The sequence below is a fragment of the Streptomyces sp. HP-A2021 genome, from assembly GCF_022807935.1.
GTDB classification, from domain to species: Bacteria; Actinomycetota; Actinomycetes; order Streptomycetales; family Streptomycetaceae; genus Streptomyces; species Streptomyces afghaniensis.
In genome coordinates this window covers 3,811,553-3,825,463 of record NZ_CP094344.1, presented here as the reverse complement: position 1 = coordinate 3,825,463, position 13,911 = coordinate 3,811,553, and the positions used below count along the sequence as shown (strand labels likewise).

The window sequence follows — 13,911 nt, the reverse complement described above, 5'->3', positions numbered from 1 at the left end:
ATGCGAGTCCGTACGACAGCCGCGGTCGCCGCGGTGAGCTCCCTGGCGCTGCTCACCGGCTGCGGTGCCGCCGACATGACCAAGCAGGCCTCGCCCTTCGCCAACGCGCAGGGCGCCAAGACCGTGACCCTGTCCGTGCAGTCCTGGGTGGGCGCCCAGGCCAACGTGGCCGTCGCCCAGTACATCCTGGAGCACGAGCTGGGCTACCGTGTCGACACCGTCCAGGTCGACGAGGTGCCCGCCTGGGACGCCCTCAGCCAGGGCCGCGTCGACGCGCTCCTGGAGGACTGGGGCCACCCCGAGCAGGAGCAGCGGTACGTCAAGGACAAGAAGACGATCACCGCCGGCGGCGAACTCGGCGTCACCGGACACATCGGCTGGTTCGTCCCGACGTACCTCGCCAAGCAGCACCCGGACATCACGAACTGGAAGAACCTCAACAAGTACTCCCACCTGTTCCGCACCCCGGAGAGCGGCGACAAGGGCCAGCTGATGGACGGTTCGCCGTCCTACGTCACCAACGACAAGGCGCTGGTGAAGAACCTGAAGCTGGACTACCAGGTGGTGTTCGCCGGGTCCGAGGCCGCGCAGATCACGCAGATGCGGCAGTTCGCCAAGGAGAAGAAGCCCTTCCTCACCTACTGGTACTCGCCGCAGTGGCTCTTCAAGAAGGTCCCGATGACCGAGGTGAAGCTGCCGCCGTACAAGGAGGGCTGCGACGCCGACCCGGAGAAGGTCGCCTGCGCCTATCCGCACACGCCGCTGCAGAAGTACCTGAACTCGGGCTTCGCGAAGAACGGCGGCAAGGCGGCGGCCTTCCTGAAGAAGTTCAAGTGGACGACCGAGGACCAGAACGAGGTCTCCCTGATGATCGCCGACAAGAAGATGACGCCGGAGGACGCGGCGAAGAAGTGGGTGGACAGCCACCGCTCCACGTGGAAGAAGTGGCTGTCCTGAGCGTCCCTACGGTCGCAGGCCGGCGGCGATCTCCCGCAGCGCGCGGGCGGCCCGCCGCTGGAGCCCCGGCCCGAAGGTGATCCGGGTGGCCCCTCGCGCGCCGAGTTCGGCGGGTGTGGGGCCACCCTCGGTCGGGGCACCCACGTTGATCGGCCCCTGGATTCCGGCCCGCAGCAGCGGCAGCACCTCAGGCGGGGCCCCGATCGGATAGACGCAGTCGGCGCCCGCGGCGACGTACAACGCGGCCCGCTCGACGGCCCGTTGGGGATCGGCGACCCCGCAGGCGAAGGTGTCCACGCGCGCGTTGACGAAGACCCGGTCGCCGGCCGCCTCCCGCACCTCGGCCAGCCAGTCGGCGTGCGCGTGCGGGTCCTTGAGCACCCCGCCCTCGGAGTCCTCCAGGTTGCAGCCCACCGCCCCGGCCTCCAGCAGCCGCTCCACGAGCTCCTTCGGCGCGAGCCCGTACCCGCCCTCCACGTCCGCCGAGACCGGCACGTCGACGGCCCGGACGATCCGGGCGACCGCCGCGAACATCTCGTCGGCCGGGACCTGCCCGTCCTCGTACCCGAGGGAGGCGGCGACCCCGGCACTGGGCGTGGCGAGCGCCGGGAACCCGGCCTCGGCGAACACCCGGGCGCTGGCCGCGTCCCAGGGTCCGGGCAGCACCAGGGGATCGCCGGGCGCCCGGTGGTGGTGCAGGGCGCGGAACTTCTCGGCCTTGCTCATGGCGTGTGACCTCCCGGCGGAATCCGGCGGCTGACCATCACCCGGTTCCAGTTGTTGATGGCGACGGCCAGACCGATCAGATGGGCGAGCCGGGCCTCGTCGAAGTGCTTCGCGGCCTGCTCGAACACCTCGTCCGGCACAAAACCGTCCGTCAGGACCGTCACCGCCTCCGTCAGCGCGAGTGCGGCCCGCTCCCGCTCGTCGAAGACGTCCCCCGCCTCCTCCCAGGCCGCCAGCAGATCGAGCTGCTTCTCGCTCACGCCGTGCTCGCGGGCGATCGCGAGGTGCATGTCGAGGCAGAACGCGCAGTGGTTGAGCTGCGAGGCGCGGATCACCACGAGTTCGGCCAGGGCCGGGTCGCCGAGGCCCTTCTTCGCTGTGGCGCTCAGCGCTGACAGGGCGCGGCCGACCGCCGGGTCGAGCGCCCGCGTCCGAGCCGTCACTTGTACTGGCCCGGCTGGTAGTGGCCCGGCGTCATCCGGCAGGTCACCCCGAACCGGTTCCAGGCGTTGATCGTCGTGATCGCGGCGATGAGCTGCGCCAGCTCGGCCTCCTCGAAGTGCTTCGCGGCGTTCTCGTACACCTCGTCCGGCACGAAACCGTCCGTCAGGACCGTCACGGCCTCCGTCAGCTCCAGGGCCGCGAGCTCCTTCGCGGTGTAGAAGTGCCGCGACTCGTCCCAGGCGCTGAGCTGGAGGATCCGTTCGACGCTCTCGCCCGCCGCGAGGGTGTCCTTGGTGTGCATGTCGATGCAGAAGGCGCAGTGGTTGATCTGGGAGGCGCGGATCTTCACCAGCTCGTACAGCTTGTGGTCGAGGCCCTGCCGGGCGGCGATCTCCAGCCGGACCATCGCCTTGTAGACCTCGGGCGCGTGCTTGGCCCAGTCCAGGCGGGCGGGCTCCTCGGGGGCGTACTCCACGGTCGTCGTGTCGGTCGTTTCATCGCTGTGCGTCGTCATGTCCTCGACCCTAGGAAGAAAGCAGCCCAGGGGTATGGTCCATTTCCATGGCGGAACATTGGGCCACTTTGGGCATCGACCTGCACCTGGAGCCGACCGGCCCGGGCCTGCGCCGGGGGCTGACCGACGCCCTGCGCGAGGCGGTGCGCTCCGGCCGGCTGGCCCCCGGCACCCGGCTGCCCTCCTCCCGCGCGCTCGCCGCCGACCTGGGCATCGCCCGCAACACGGTCGCCGACGCCTACGCCGACCTGGTCGCCGAGGGCTGGCTCACCGCCCGGCAGGGCTCGGGGACCCGGGTCGCCGCCCGGACGGTGGTACCGCCGGCCGGCACGGCGCCCCATCCCCGTGAACGCGGCCGCCCCGCCTACGACCTGCGCCCCGGCAGCCCCGACCTCGCCTCCTTCCCGCGCGCGGAGTGGCTCAAGGCCGCCCGCCGCGCCCTGACCGCCGCCCCCCACCACGCCCTCGACTACGGCGACCCCCGGGGCCGCCCCGAGCTGCGCGCCGCGCTCGCCGGCTACCTCTCCCGGGCCCGGGGCGTACGCGTCGACCCCGAACGGATCGTGGTGTGCTCCGGGTTCGCGCACGGCCTGAAGCTGCTCGGCACGGCCCTGAGGGCGCGCGGGGCACGGACGGTCGCCGTCGAGTCGTACGGGCTCGATGTGCACTGGAGACTCCTGGCCGCGTCCGGTCTGCGCACGGTCCCCCTGCCCTTCGACCGGCTGGGCACCGACCCCGGCGCATTGTCCGCCGCCGACGCGGTCCTCCTCACTCCCGCCCACCAGTTCCCCATGGGCGTCCCCCTGCACCGCGACCGCCGCGCGGCCGTCGTGGACTGGGCGCGCCGCACCGGCGGGCTGGTGCTGGAGGACGACTACGACGGCGAGTTCCGCTACGACCGTCAGCCCGTGGGCGCGCTCCAGGGGCTGGACCCCGACCGGGTGGTCTACCTCGGCACCGCGAGCAAGGCCCTGGCACCCGGGCTGCGGCTGGCCTGGATGGTGCTGCCGCCGGGCCTCGCGCAGGAGACCGCCGCGGCCAAGGGCGGGATCGACACCTGCGGGGCGCTGGACCAGCTGACCCTGGCCGAGTTCCTCGACGCCGGGGCCTACGACCGCCATGTCCGCGCGACCCGCCTGCGCTACCGCCGCCGCCGCGACGCCCTGGTCGCCGCCGTCGCGGCCCGGGCGCCCCAGGCCCGGGTCACCGGCATCGCGGCCGGGCTGCACGTCCTGCTGCGACTGCCGCCCGGCACCGAGCAGTCGGTGGTCCAGGCGGCCCACTGGCAGGGCCTGGCGGTCCACGGACTCACCCGCTACCGGCACGCCGCCGCGGTCGCCGAGCCGGCCGACGCCCTCGTCGTCGGCTACGGGACACCGCCGGACCACGCGTGGTCGGGGGCGCTGGACGCGCTGTGCGCGGTACTGGCCGGATAATCGCGCGAATTCCCCTCCGGAATGCCGCTCAACGGATATGGTCACCCCATGAGCGAAAGCACTTCCCTGCCCCGCGTGGCCCTGAAGAAAATAACTCCCGACGTCTCCGCCGCAATGGGCTCCCTGCACGCCGCCGCCGTTTCCGCGGCGCAGGACGCCAAACTCGAACCGGAACTGCTGGAACTGGTCAGGATCCGCGCCTCGCAGATCAACGGCTGCGCGTTCTGCATCGACATGCACACCAGGGACGCCCGCGGCCAGGGCGAGACCGAGCAGCGCATCTACGCCCTGAACGCCTGGCGGGAGACGCCGTTCTTCACCGAACGCGAGCGTGCGGCACTGGCGTTGACCGAGGCCGTGACGCTCGTCCACGACGGCCACGTCCCGGACGCGGTGTACGCCGAGGCGGCCGGGGTGTTCGAGGAGAACCAGATCGCGGCGCTCATCTGGTCGGCCACGGTCATCAACGCGTACAACCGGATCGCGATAGCGACGCGCATGGTTCCGAAGAACTGAAAAATAATCGAAGCAGTCAGCGAAAAACGCGCCGGGTCGAATTCGACCCGGCGTCGCCATTTCCTCGACTCAGTCGGCCGGCAGCGGCTCCATGAGGCCGTCCAGCCAGTTCCGCCATTCCCCGGCGCGCTGAGCCGGAGGCACTCCCATCGGCCGCCCGACCCAGCCCGTCACGGGCCGGATCCCGTGCAGCGCGTTCACCAGCCACACCTCCCGGCCGTCCAGTTCGGCCACGGTCCGCTCCCGGTGCGCGATCCGGATCCCGGAGCGCAGTGCCCGCTCCTGGACCAGCCCGGACGTCACGCTCGGCAGGACGGGCAGCCGGGGCGGGGGCAGGCACAGGGTGTCGTCCTCCCACCACAGGACACTGGCCGTGGCCGACTCCAGCACGGTTCCCGAGGGCGCGATCAGCACCGCCTCCTCCGCGCCCTCGCCGCAGGCCCGGCGACGCACCCGCGCCAGGGTGTCCAGGTCCGGGCCCTTACGGCGGGGCACGGTCCGCGGATCGGACTGGCCCGCCGCCCACAACCGCACCCCCGTGCCGAGCGGCGGTGCGGGCCGCAGCAGCAGCCGCAGCTCCAGGGAGCCCGCCGCGAGTTCCACCCGCGGGAACCACGCACCCGTGCGTGGCAGTACGGCCGTCACGTCCTGCCAGAACGCGACAAGCCGGCGCGGCTGTGGCCCGCCGCAGTCGGCGCAGGCCCGCGCGAACCGCTCCCGGTGCCGGTCATAGGCCCGCACCCGGCCCTCGCGCACCAGCCACGAGTCCGCGACGAGCAGCCGCCCCCCGGCCGCCTGGTCCGCGGCCGGGGCCAGGCCACGGCCGGGCGTCCACGCCCACAGGCCTTCCGCCACCGCCGGTGTCGTCACCCACACCCTCCTCAGTACTTGCGTCCCGCCACGGCCGGCGCCCCGTGCCGGGGCCCGTACGGCGCGTGCTCCAGCCATGACCCGCACCACGGCAGCACCGGCGCCAGGGCCGCCGCCGTCCGCTGCCTGACCCGGACGATCCGGCGGCGCGGCCGCAGATGGTCCAGGGCGGCACCGGCGGCGGCACTGTTGAACAGGCCGGCCGCCCGCCGCACCTCCGCGAACCCGGCGACCGCCTCGCCGGTCCCCGCGGCGGTCGCCTCGGCGGCGGCCGCCGCGTCCGCGATCCCGCTGTTCATGCCGCGTGCCCCGAACGGCGGAAAGAGATGCGCCGCCTCGCCGGCCAGCAGCACCCGCCGGTGCGGATCGGTGAACGACGCCGCCACCTTGCGCAGGAAGCGGTACGTCGACACCCACAGGATCCGCTCACCGTAGCCGTCCCCGACGACCGAGGGCAGCCAGCGCCGTACGGCCTCCTCGGTGCCGAACTCCTCCGGCCGGTCGTCGTCCCGGCACTGGAGGTCGACCTGGAAGCCCCCGGTGAACGGCACCCGCATCACACTGCGTCCGCCCACCCCGGGATGCTCGTAGTGGAAGACCCGCTCCAGCGGCAGCTCCGCGCCCGGCACGTCGGCGACGTCCACGACGACGTGGAAGCCCTCGCCGTGCGTGCCCTCCAGGGCGATGCCCAGCTCGCGCCGGACCGTGGAGCGGGCCCCGTCGGCGGCGATCGCGAACGCGCCGGACCACACCCGCCCGTCCTCACCCGTCAGCCGGACCTCCGTCTCGCCGGCGCTCACGCCCGTCACGCGCGCGCCCCACACGAACTCCACCCCGGCCTCCGCGCAGGCCGCGCGCAGGAACCGCTCGGTGTCCGTCTGGCGCAGGCTGGTGAAGGGCGGCGGGCCGGACGGGGGCGGGAAGGTGCGGGAGTACACCTCACGTCCCCGGTAGAGGGTGCGCCTGGTGTGCCAGGTCCGCCCGTAGGAGGTGATCTCGGCGGCGAGGCCGGGCCGCATCGCGTCCAGCAGGCCGAGGGTCTCCCGGTGCACGAACAGGGCCCGGCTGCCGGGCCGTTCACGGTCCTCCGGCTCCGCCTCCAGCAGGACGGCCGGCAGCCCGTGCGCCCGCAGCGCCAGAGCCGCCGACAGGCCCACGGGTCCGGCGCCCACGACCAGGACCGGGGTCATGCCCGGACGCCTTCGGTGAGCATCCGGGCGATCTCCACCCGCTTCACCTTCCAGGTCGCGGTCATCGGCAGGTCCTCGAACCGCCACTGCCGTGGCTCGGCCATCGCCGGCAGCCCTGCCGTCGCCCGGCGCCAGCGCTCCGGGTCCAGGGGCCGTTCGCCGCGCACGCACACCACCGGCACCGGCTCCCGGTCCGCGCCCGGCACGATGACGACCTCGCGCAGCTCCTCCAGCCGGGACATCAGCGTGTCCTCGACCTCCAGATTGCTGTGCACGGCGTCGATCTGGTCCACCTCCCGGTCGATCAGGTACAGCGCGCCCAGACGGCTCCGGTAGCCCATGTCGCCCATCTCCCACCAGCCGTCGGTGAGCTGACGGTCGTAACGCTCCGGCATGCCGAGGTAGGTGAGGATCCGGCCCCGGGTGCGGGCCTCGATCCGGCCCGGGGTGCCGGGCGGGACCCGCCCGCCCCCGGCGCCGGTGACCCGGACCCGGGTGAAGCCCGGTATCCCGAACCCGACCCGGCGGCCATCCGCGCGGGCCGCGCTGCGCCGGGTCACCACCTGGAACGCCACCGGGCCCGTCTCGCTCTGCCCGTACAGCTGGACCAGCCAGGGCGTACGGCGCCGCGAGGCGCCCAGCAGCCGCCGGACGGTGCGCGGATGGATCGCGTCGAACGTGGAGCCGTACGCCCGCACCCGGGACAGCGGGGCGCCGGGCGCGTCGGCCAGCTCCTCCCACAGCACGAACGTGTTGGGGTGCGTCTCCACGATGCCGGGCCGGTGCCGGACCAGCAGCGGGCCCACCGCGGCCGGATCCGGGTCGGTGATCAGCACCAGCGGGCTGCCGAAGTGCAGCAGGACGCCGAGCAGGTGGTAGAAGCGCGAGTGCACGAACGACATGTGCAGCGCCGCAGGCTCGCCCCGAGTGGGCCAGCCCATCGCCTGCTGCGGCACGAGCCTGTTCCACATGGTGTGCGCGCAGTGCACGGCCAGTTTGGGGACGCCGGTGGTGCCCGAACTGTGGGTGATCAGGGCGGGTTCGCGGGGGTGCAGCCGGACCGGCGGGGGCGGCTCGGCGCCGGCGAACTTCGCCAGGGGCTCGGCCCCGGCCGCGTCGTCCACGCAGAGCGTCCGCCGCACCAGCCCGGACAGGGCGAGCTCCCGCAGGCCGTCCAGGGTGGGCCTGTCGGTGATCAGCCAGGGCCTGCGCAGCCGTTCGAGCAGCTGCGCTGCCACGGCGGGGGCCAGCGCGGGCGACAACAGCACCGGCACGGCGCCGATACGGGAGACGGCACAGGTCAGCAGCATGATGTCGACGTTGTCCGCCTTGTGCACGACGACCTGCTCCGAGGGCCGCACCCCGGCCTCCCACAGCCGCCCGGACAGGTCCTCGACCAGGTCGGCCAGCACGGTGTAGCTCAGGTCGACCCCGAGGGAGGGGGCGACGTCCAGCGGCCGGTCCAGGGTGACGAAGACGGCTCCGTGCCGGTCGGCCGCACGCCGGAAGACCGGTCCGAGATAGAAGCCGCGGTCGGTGAACAGGGGTGCTCGCATGCGGTCGTTCCTCTCTGCGGGGCTCACCGGGCGCATCTCCACGGGGCTCATCAGGTGCCTCTCTACGGGGTTCACCAGGCGCCCCGTCGCACCAGATGGCGGCGCAGCTTCCCGGTCGGGGTGCGCGGCAGCGACGGGACGAAGCTGACGCTGCGGGGGACCTTGAACGCGGCGAGGCTCTCCCGCGCCAGGCCGACGAGCTCGTCCGCCAGGCCGTCCCGCACCGGCGACGCGGGGACCACGAAGGCCCGCAGCCGGCTCGCGCCCCGCCCGTCGGGCACGGCCGCGACCGCCACCTCCCGCACCACCGGATGGCCGCGCAGCACGGCCTCCACCTCCAGCGGGGAGACGGTGATGCCGCCGACCATCTCCATGTCGTCGGCGCGGCCCAGATGCCGGTAGGAGCCGTCCGGTTCGCGGCACGCCCGGTCGCGGGTGGCCAGCCAGCCGCCCACCAGGGTCCGGGCGGTCTCCTCGGGCCGGTTCAGATAGCCGGGCGTCACCGTCGGCCCGCGCACCCACATCTCGCCCTCCTCGCCGTCCGGCACCGGGCGGCCGTCCCGGTCCCGCAGCTCCACCTCGAAGCCGGGCACGGGACGGCCGACGGTGCCCGGGTGGTTGTGGGTGAAACCGTTGGCGCAGAACGCGTGACCGGCCTCCGTGGAGCCGATCTGCTCCAGCACGGGCGCGCCGAGCAGCGCGGTCACCTGCCGGGCGAGCCCCTCGGGCAGCCCCTCGCCGGCCGACACCGCGGCCCGTACCGAGGCGAAGCAGCCCTCGTGCCCGTGGCCCCGCTCGGCCACCAGCGCGGCGTACGCGGACGGCACCGAGTACAGCAGCGTCACCCGGTGCCGGGCGACGAGTTCGTCGATGGTCGCCGGGGTGGGGCGCCGGTCCACCAGCACCGCGGACGAGCCGGAGAACAGCGGGAAGACGAAGGCGTTGCCGAAGCCGTAGGCGAAGAACAGCTTCGACACCGACAGGGTGACGTCCTCCGCGGTGATCCGCAGCACCCGCCGGCCGACGAGGTCGTGGTACGTCCGTGGATCGCCGTGCGTGTGCACGACGCCCTTGGGGCGGCCCGTGGTGCCGGAGGTGTACTGGACGTAGAGCGGGGTGTGCGCGTGGACCTGGTGGGCGGGCGCGGGCTCGGCGGCGGGGGCGAGCGCCATGAGCTGGTCGGCGCCCAGGCGGGCCCGTCCGGCGAACCGCTCCTCCAGGCCCGGGCCCGTCACACAGAGCACGGCCTCGGTGTCGTCGGCCATGAACGCGTGGTCGGCCGCGGTGAGTTCGGGGTTGACCAGGACCGCGACGGCGCCGAGGCGGGCGGTGGCGAGGAAGGCCGTCACCCAGGCGAGGGAGTCGGGCAGCGCCAGCAGTACGCGGTCCCCGGGGCGCACCCCGTGGCCGGCGAGCACGGTGGCGGCCCGGGCCGCGAGGTCGTGCACCTCGCCGTGGGTCCACGCCCGGTGCCCCTGGTGGAAGGCGGTCCGTCCGCTCCATCCGCGCCGCTCGGCGAGCTCTTCGAGCTGGGCCGCGAGGTTCCCGGGCGCCTCGGCCGCAGCGGGGTGCAGCACCGCCTGCGGACTGGTCATCGCCGCGCCTCCTCGGTGGCCCCGGCCCGGTCACCCGGCGGGGCCTGCCGCCGGATCCGCTCGGCCGTGTGCTGGTGCAGGGCCCGCATCGGGGCCGCGGTCTTCAGCAGCATCTCCGCGTACTCCGCGTCCGGATCCGAGCCGAGGACGATCGCCCCGCCCGCGCCCAGGTGCATCTGGCCGTCGGCGAACACGGCGGTACGGATGACGATGCTGAGATCCGCTCCGCCGCCGCACCCGAAGTAACCGAGGGCGCCCGAGTACACCCCCCGGGCCTCGGACTCCAGCGAGTCGATGATCTCCAGGGTGCGCAGCTTCGGCGCGCCGGTCATCGAGCCGCCGGGGAAACAGGCCCGGACACAGTCCACCGCGTCCGTGTCCGCCCGCAGTCTGCCCTGCACGGTCGAGACGAGCTGGTGCACGGTGGCGTACGTCTCCGTGGCCATGAGCTTGGAGACCCGCACCGACCCCGTCCGGCAGACCCGGCCCAGGTCGTTGCGGAGCAGATCGACGATCATCAGGTTCTCGGCCCTGGTCTTGGCGTCCGACGCCAGCGCGTCCCGCAGCCGGGCGTCTTCCTCCGGCCCCTCGCCCCTCGGTGCGGTCCCCTTGATCGGCTTGGCCTCGGCGGTGCCGTCCCGCCCGATCCGCAGGAACCGCTCGGGCGAGGACCCGGCCACCTCCAGCTCCCCGAACCTCAGGAACGCCGCGTACGGGGCCGGGTTGTCGCGGCGCAGCGTCCGGTAGAACTCCAGCGCGTCGGGCGGAGCCGGCAGCCGGGCGGCGTTGGTCAGGCAGACCTCGTAACTGGTGCCCGCGCGCAACTCCCGCTTGCACGCCTCGATGTCCGCGAGGTACGTCGCCCGGTCGCGCACCAGCCACGGCTCGGCGGCGCCGGGGTCCGCCGGGGCGGGCGCCACGGGCAGGAGCGGGCGCTGCGTCGCCACGCAGGTGAGGTCGGCCAGGGTGCTCTCCAGCCAGTCGGCGGCCTCCCGCGCGGCCTGCGGGGTGTCCTCCGCGAGGCAGACGGCGTACGTGAAGCCCTCCTGGTGGTCCACCGCGATCACCCGGTCGGCGAACAGCCAGGCGGCGTCCGGGACTGGGGAGCGGTGCCGGTTGGGCGAACCGCAGTCCGCCTTCACCTCGTAGCCGAAGTAGCCGACGTACCCTCCGGTGAAGTCGAACGGCAGCCCGGTCGCGTCCACACGGCGGTTGCCCAACTGCCGCTTGAGGTAGTCGAAGACACTGGCCGCGACCTTCCTCACCGGCCGCCCCGCCCGCTCGATCTCACAGCGCCCGGTTTCGACGTCGTAGCGCACGAACTCGGCGAGCGGCCCGCTGCCGTCCCCGAAGAACGAGAACCGCGACCGCCCCGGCTCCACGAGTGAACTGTCCAGCCAGAACGCCCGCGGGGCCCCCGCGTACATCCGCCCGAAGGCCGCCTCGACATCCACGGCCCCGACGATCCGCCGACTGTGCAGCCGGTACCCGACGCGGTGGGGGCGACGGGGGCGGGGGATGGTGGCGGTGGGAGGGGCGACGGCGTCGGAGGGGCCGGAGTCCCTGGCCGCCCCGCCCTCGCCACGCCCTGCGCCCGCCTCACCCTCGCGGTCCACCTCGCCCCGCCACCCGCCCCCGGCGGCCGCTGCAGCTGCCCCGGTCACCGGGATCACCGCCGCCTGAAGCGCGGCCGCAGGCCGATGGCCCGAGGCCGATGGCCGGGCGATCCCGACCTCGCACTCCGGTACCACCACGCGGCGTCGGGCCGCCTCCGGTGACGGCACCGCCGTGTTCTTCGTCCGCAGCTTGCCGGCCCGCTCCGCGGTCAGGTTGCGGAAGTTCACGAGCATGCGATGGCCGAACTCCGTGAGGACGGACTCCGGGTGGAACTGCACGCCCCACAGCGGCCGGGTGCGGTGCCGCAGTCCCATCAGGACGCCGTCCTCCGCCCAGGCCGTGGCCTCCAGCATCTCCGGCAGCGGTTCGCGCACGGACAGCGAGTGGTAGCGGACGGCGGTGAAGTTCTGCGGCAGGCCCTGGAAGAGGTCGCGTTCGTCGTGCCGGATCGTGGAGAGATGCCCGTGCCGCGGCTCCGGAGCGGGCCCCACCACCGCCCGCTCCCCGAGCGCGATCCCCTGATGGCCGAGACACACGCCGAGCACCGGAACCGGGGAGGTCGCCACCAGCCTCGCCGCGATGCCGAAGTCACGCGCGTCCGCCGGGTGCCCGGGGCCCGGGGACACCACCAGGTTGTCGAAATCCCGGAGATCAGGGATCCCGTCGACGGCGGCGTCGTTGCGGACGACCACCGGCTCCTCGCCGTTGACCTCGGCGATCAGCTGGAACAGGTTGTACGTGTACGAGTCGTAATTGTCGATGAGCAGGGTCTTCACCCGCCCACCTCCCTCTGTTCGTTCGCGGGCCTACGTGGCCCGGCGTTTGTGCCGTCCGCGGAGCGCCTGGAGCGACGGGTACAGCCATTTCCTGAAGAAACGCTGGAGCCGCGGCATGAGAATCCAGGTGACAAGGGCCGTCACGCACAGGCATAACAACAACGTGCGGATCAGCGCATTGAGGTCACCGAGATAGGGAAGCACCGTCAGGTTGAACAGGAGCACCGGGGGAAAAACCGCGCTCATATTCACGAACCACAGTTTCCATTTCGACGGCGGAGCCGGCGGCGCGGGTGTCAGAGTCTGCGCCTCGAACCAGGCCCGGGCCCCCCGCACCCGCCTGCGCGCCGCCTCCTGGGCAAGTCCCTCCAGCCGGGCGTCCCACTGTGCCCGGGAAGGTGATTTCTCCCAGGCCAGGGCCGAACCCTCGCTGGCGAAGCGATAGACGACATGCCACTCCGCCCCTCCGTCGACAAGTACCCCACCCCCCAGAAACCCCGGTTGCCGCGCGGTCGCGCCCAGCATGGCCCACCCCCAGGAGTGGAAGTCGGCCGCACGGCCCGGCGTCACGCGATAGGCCACGGTGACCGTGACGGGATTACTGGTCACGCCGTCCCATACGGAAAGCGGTTCACCCGCGTTCAAGATTCAACAAACAATTTTCCGATCGTCCGGAAAGTGAAGCTTTTCGGCAGGTGGGAAACACCTCGGAGCGCGTCGGCGTGAGCCTCGATCACCTGGGCGCGAGCCCCGGATCACCTGGGCGCCAGCCCCCGGATCACCCAGGCGTGACCGCGCTCTCCTCCTGCTCGACCGGCGCCTCCCCGAACCGCGACAGCGCCAGCGCCCCGGCCACCGCCACCGCGAAACCGAACACCGCCAGCCAGCCCAGCCCGGGCCGCGTACGGTCGCCGAGCCACACCACGCCGATCAGCGCGGGCGCGACGGTCTCCCCGAGCACCAGCCCGGCGGTCGCCGTGGTCACCGACCCGCGCTGGAGGGCGGAGGTCAGCAACAGGAACGCGGCCCCGCCGCCGAGCAGCAGCGCGTACACCGCAGGGTTCGTGAGGAGCGCACCGGGCGTCAGCCCGTCGATGAGCCGCACCGCCACCTCCACCACCCCGAATCCGAGCCCGGCACCCATTCCGAGCGCCAGCGCCCGCCCCCGCTCCGGCAGTCGCCCGCCCACCGCCCCGAGCAGCAGCACCCCGCCCGCCGCCGCGAGCATCGCCCACTTCAGCCAGACCGGCCCGCCCTCGTCGCCCTCCGCGCCGGACGCCAGCCCCAGCAGCGCGAGCCCGGCGCACACGACCCCCACCGCCGCCCACTCCACGCGGCTCAGCCGCACCTTGAGCAGCCGCGCCGCCACCACGGCCGTCACCGCGAGGCTCGCGGCCAGCGCCGCCCCCACGGCGTAGATCGGCACCGACCGCAGTGCGACGATCTGGAGCAGGAAACCGAGCCCGTCCATCCCGAGCCCGGCCAGATACCGCCACTGCCGCAGCGCCCGCCACAACAGCGCCACGTCCCCGCCCGGGCCGCTCGCCACCGCCCGCGCGGCCATCGCCTGCAGCACTGTCGCCGTACCGAAGCAGACCGCCGCACCAAGGGCGCACACCATTCCAAAGATCACAAAACGACAGTAGGGGAGGGGGCGTGAGCCGGGGGGTCATGCAGGCCCGTTCACACCGGTCTCTAGGCTGACCGCTCGGCA

General features: G+C 73.3%; 13 protein-coding genes. 3 read left to right on the top strand and 10 right to left on the bottom strand.

Features of this window, described 5'->3' with window-relative positions:
- On the top strand, positions 1-957 hold the full coding sequence (locus MQE23_RS17240) for an ABC transporter substrate-binding protein (RefSeq protein WP_020273337.1): 957 nt from the start codon (positions 1-3) through the stop codon (positions 955-957).
- A 6-nt stretch (positions 958-963) separates the two neighbouring features.
- Here the strand turns inward: MQE23_RS17240 and MQE23_RS17235 are convergent, their stop codons facing one another.
- From MQE23_RS17235 to MQE23_RS17225, 3 genes are read right to left on the bottom strand one after another with little or no spacing between them, the layout of a single operon-like run.
- Positions 964-1,683: an isocitrate lyase/phosphoenolpyruvate mutase family protein gene (locus MQE23_RS17235; RefSeq protein ID WP_243379537.1), complete on the bottom strand. Its 720-nt coding sequence runs from the start codon at positions 1,681-1,683 to the stop codon at positions 964-966.
- Positions 1,680-2,126, bottom strand: a complete 447-nt coding sequence (locus MQE23_RS17230; protein ID WP_020273335.1) for a carboxymuconolactone decarboxylase family protein — start codon at positions 2,124-2,126, stop codon at positions 1,680-1,682. The genes MQE23_RS17235 and MQE23_RS17230 overlap by 4 nt, the downstream gene beginning before the upstream one ends.
- On the bottom strand, positions 2,123-2,641 hold the full coding sequence (locus MQE23_RS17225) for a carboxymuconolactone decarboxylase family protein (RefSeq protein WP_243379536.1): 519 nt from the start codon (positions 2,639-2,641) through the stop codon (positions 2,123-2,125). The genes MQE23_RS17230 and MQE23_RS17225 overlap by 4 nt, the downstream gene beginning before the upstream one ends.
- Positions 2,642-2,688: 47 nt before the next feature.
- Here MQE23_RS17225 and MQE23_RS17220 point away from each other — a divergent pair, with 47 nt between their 5' ends.
- On the top strand, positions 2,689-4,077 hold the full coding sequence (locus MQE23_RS17220; RefSeq protein ID WP_243379535.1) for a PLP-dependent aminotransferase family protein: 1,389 nt from the start codon (positions 2,689-2,691) through the stop codon (positions 4,075-4,077).
- A 48-nt stretch (positions 4,078-4,125) separates the two neighbouring features.
- Positions 4,126-4,593, top strand: coding sequence for a carboxymuconolactone decarboxylase family protein (locus MQE23_RS17215; protein WP_243379534.1), 468 nt, complete (start codon positions 4,126-4,128; stop codon positions 4,591-4,593).
- A gap of 69 nt (positions 4,594-4,662) precedes the next feature.
- Here MQE23_RS17215 and MQE23_RS17210 read toward each other — a convergent pair whose 3' ends face one another.
- From MQE23_RS17210 to MQE23_RS17180, 7 genes are all read right to left on the bottom strand, one after another.
- A complete protein-coding gene (locus tag MQE23_RS17210; RefSeq protein WP_037670277.1) occupies positions 4,663-5,463 on the bottom strand; it encodes an aminotransferase class IV in 801 nt (266 codons plus the stop codon).
- An 11-nt stretch (positions 5,464-5,474) separates the two neighbouring features.
- Positions 5,475-6,653 carry an FAD-dependent monooxygenase gene (locus MQE23_RS17205; protein ID WP_243379533.1) on the bottom strand — a complete coding sequence of 393 codons (1,179 nt, stop codon included), beginning with the start codon at positions 6,651-6,653 and terminating at the stop codon, positions 5,475-5,477.
- Positions 6,650-8,209, bottom strand: coding sequence for an AMP-binding protein (locus MQE23_RS17200; protein WP_243379532.1), 1,560 nt, complete (start codon positions 8,207-8,209; stop codon positions 6,650-6,652). The genes MQE23_RS17205 and MQE23_RS17200 overlap by 4 nt, the downstream gene beginning before the upstream one ends.
- Positions 8,210-8,280: 71 nt before the next feature.
- Entirely contained in the window at positions 8,281-9,804 is a 1,524-nt protein-coding gene (locus tag MQE23_RS17195; protein WP_243379531.1) for an AMP-binding protein, read from the bottom strand.
- Positions 9,801-12,197: an aminodeoxychorismate synthase component I gene (gene pabB, locus MQE23_RS17190; RefSeq protein ID WP_243379530.1), complete on the bottom strand. Its 2,397-nt coding sequence runs from the start codon at positions 12,195-12,197 to the stop codon at positions 9,801-9,803. Before pabB ends, MQE23_RS17195 begins: the two co-directional genes overlap by 4 nt.
- Before the next feature lie 30 nt (positions 12,198-12,227).
- On the bottom strand, positions 12,228-12,806 hold the full coding sequence (locus tag MQE23_RS17185) for an antibiotic biosynthesis monooxygenase (protein WP_037670275.1): 579 nt from the start codon (positions 12,804-12,806) through the stop codon (positions 12,228-12,230).
- 169 nt (positions 12,807-12,975) lie between these two features.
- Positions 12,976-13,818: a DMT family transporter gene (locus MQE23_RS17180; RefSeq protein WP_020273785.1), complete on the bottom strand. Its 843-nt coding sequence runs from the start codon at positions 13,816-13,818 to the stop codon at positions 12,976-12,978.
- Positions 13,819-13,911: the final 93 nt, after the last annotated feature.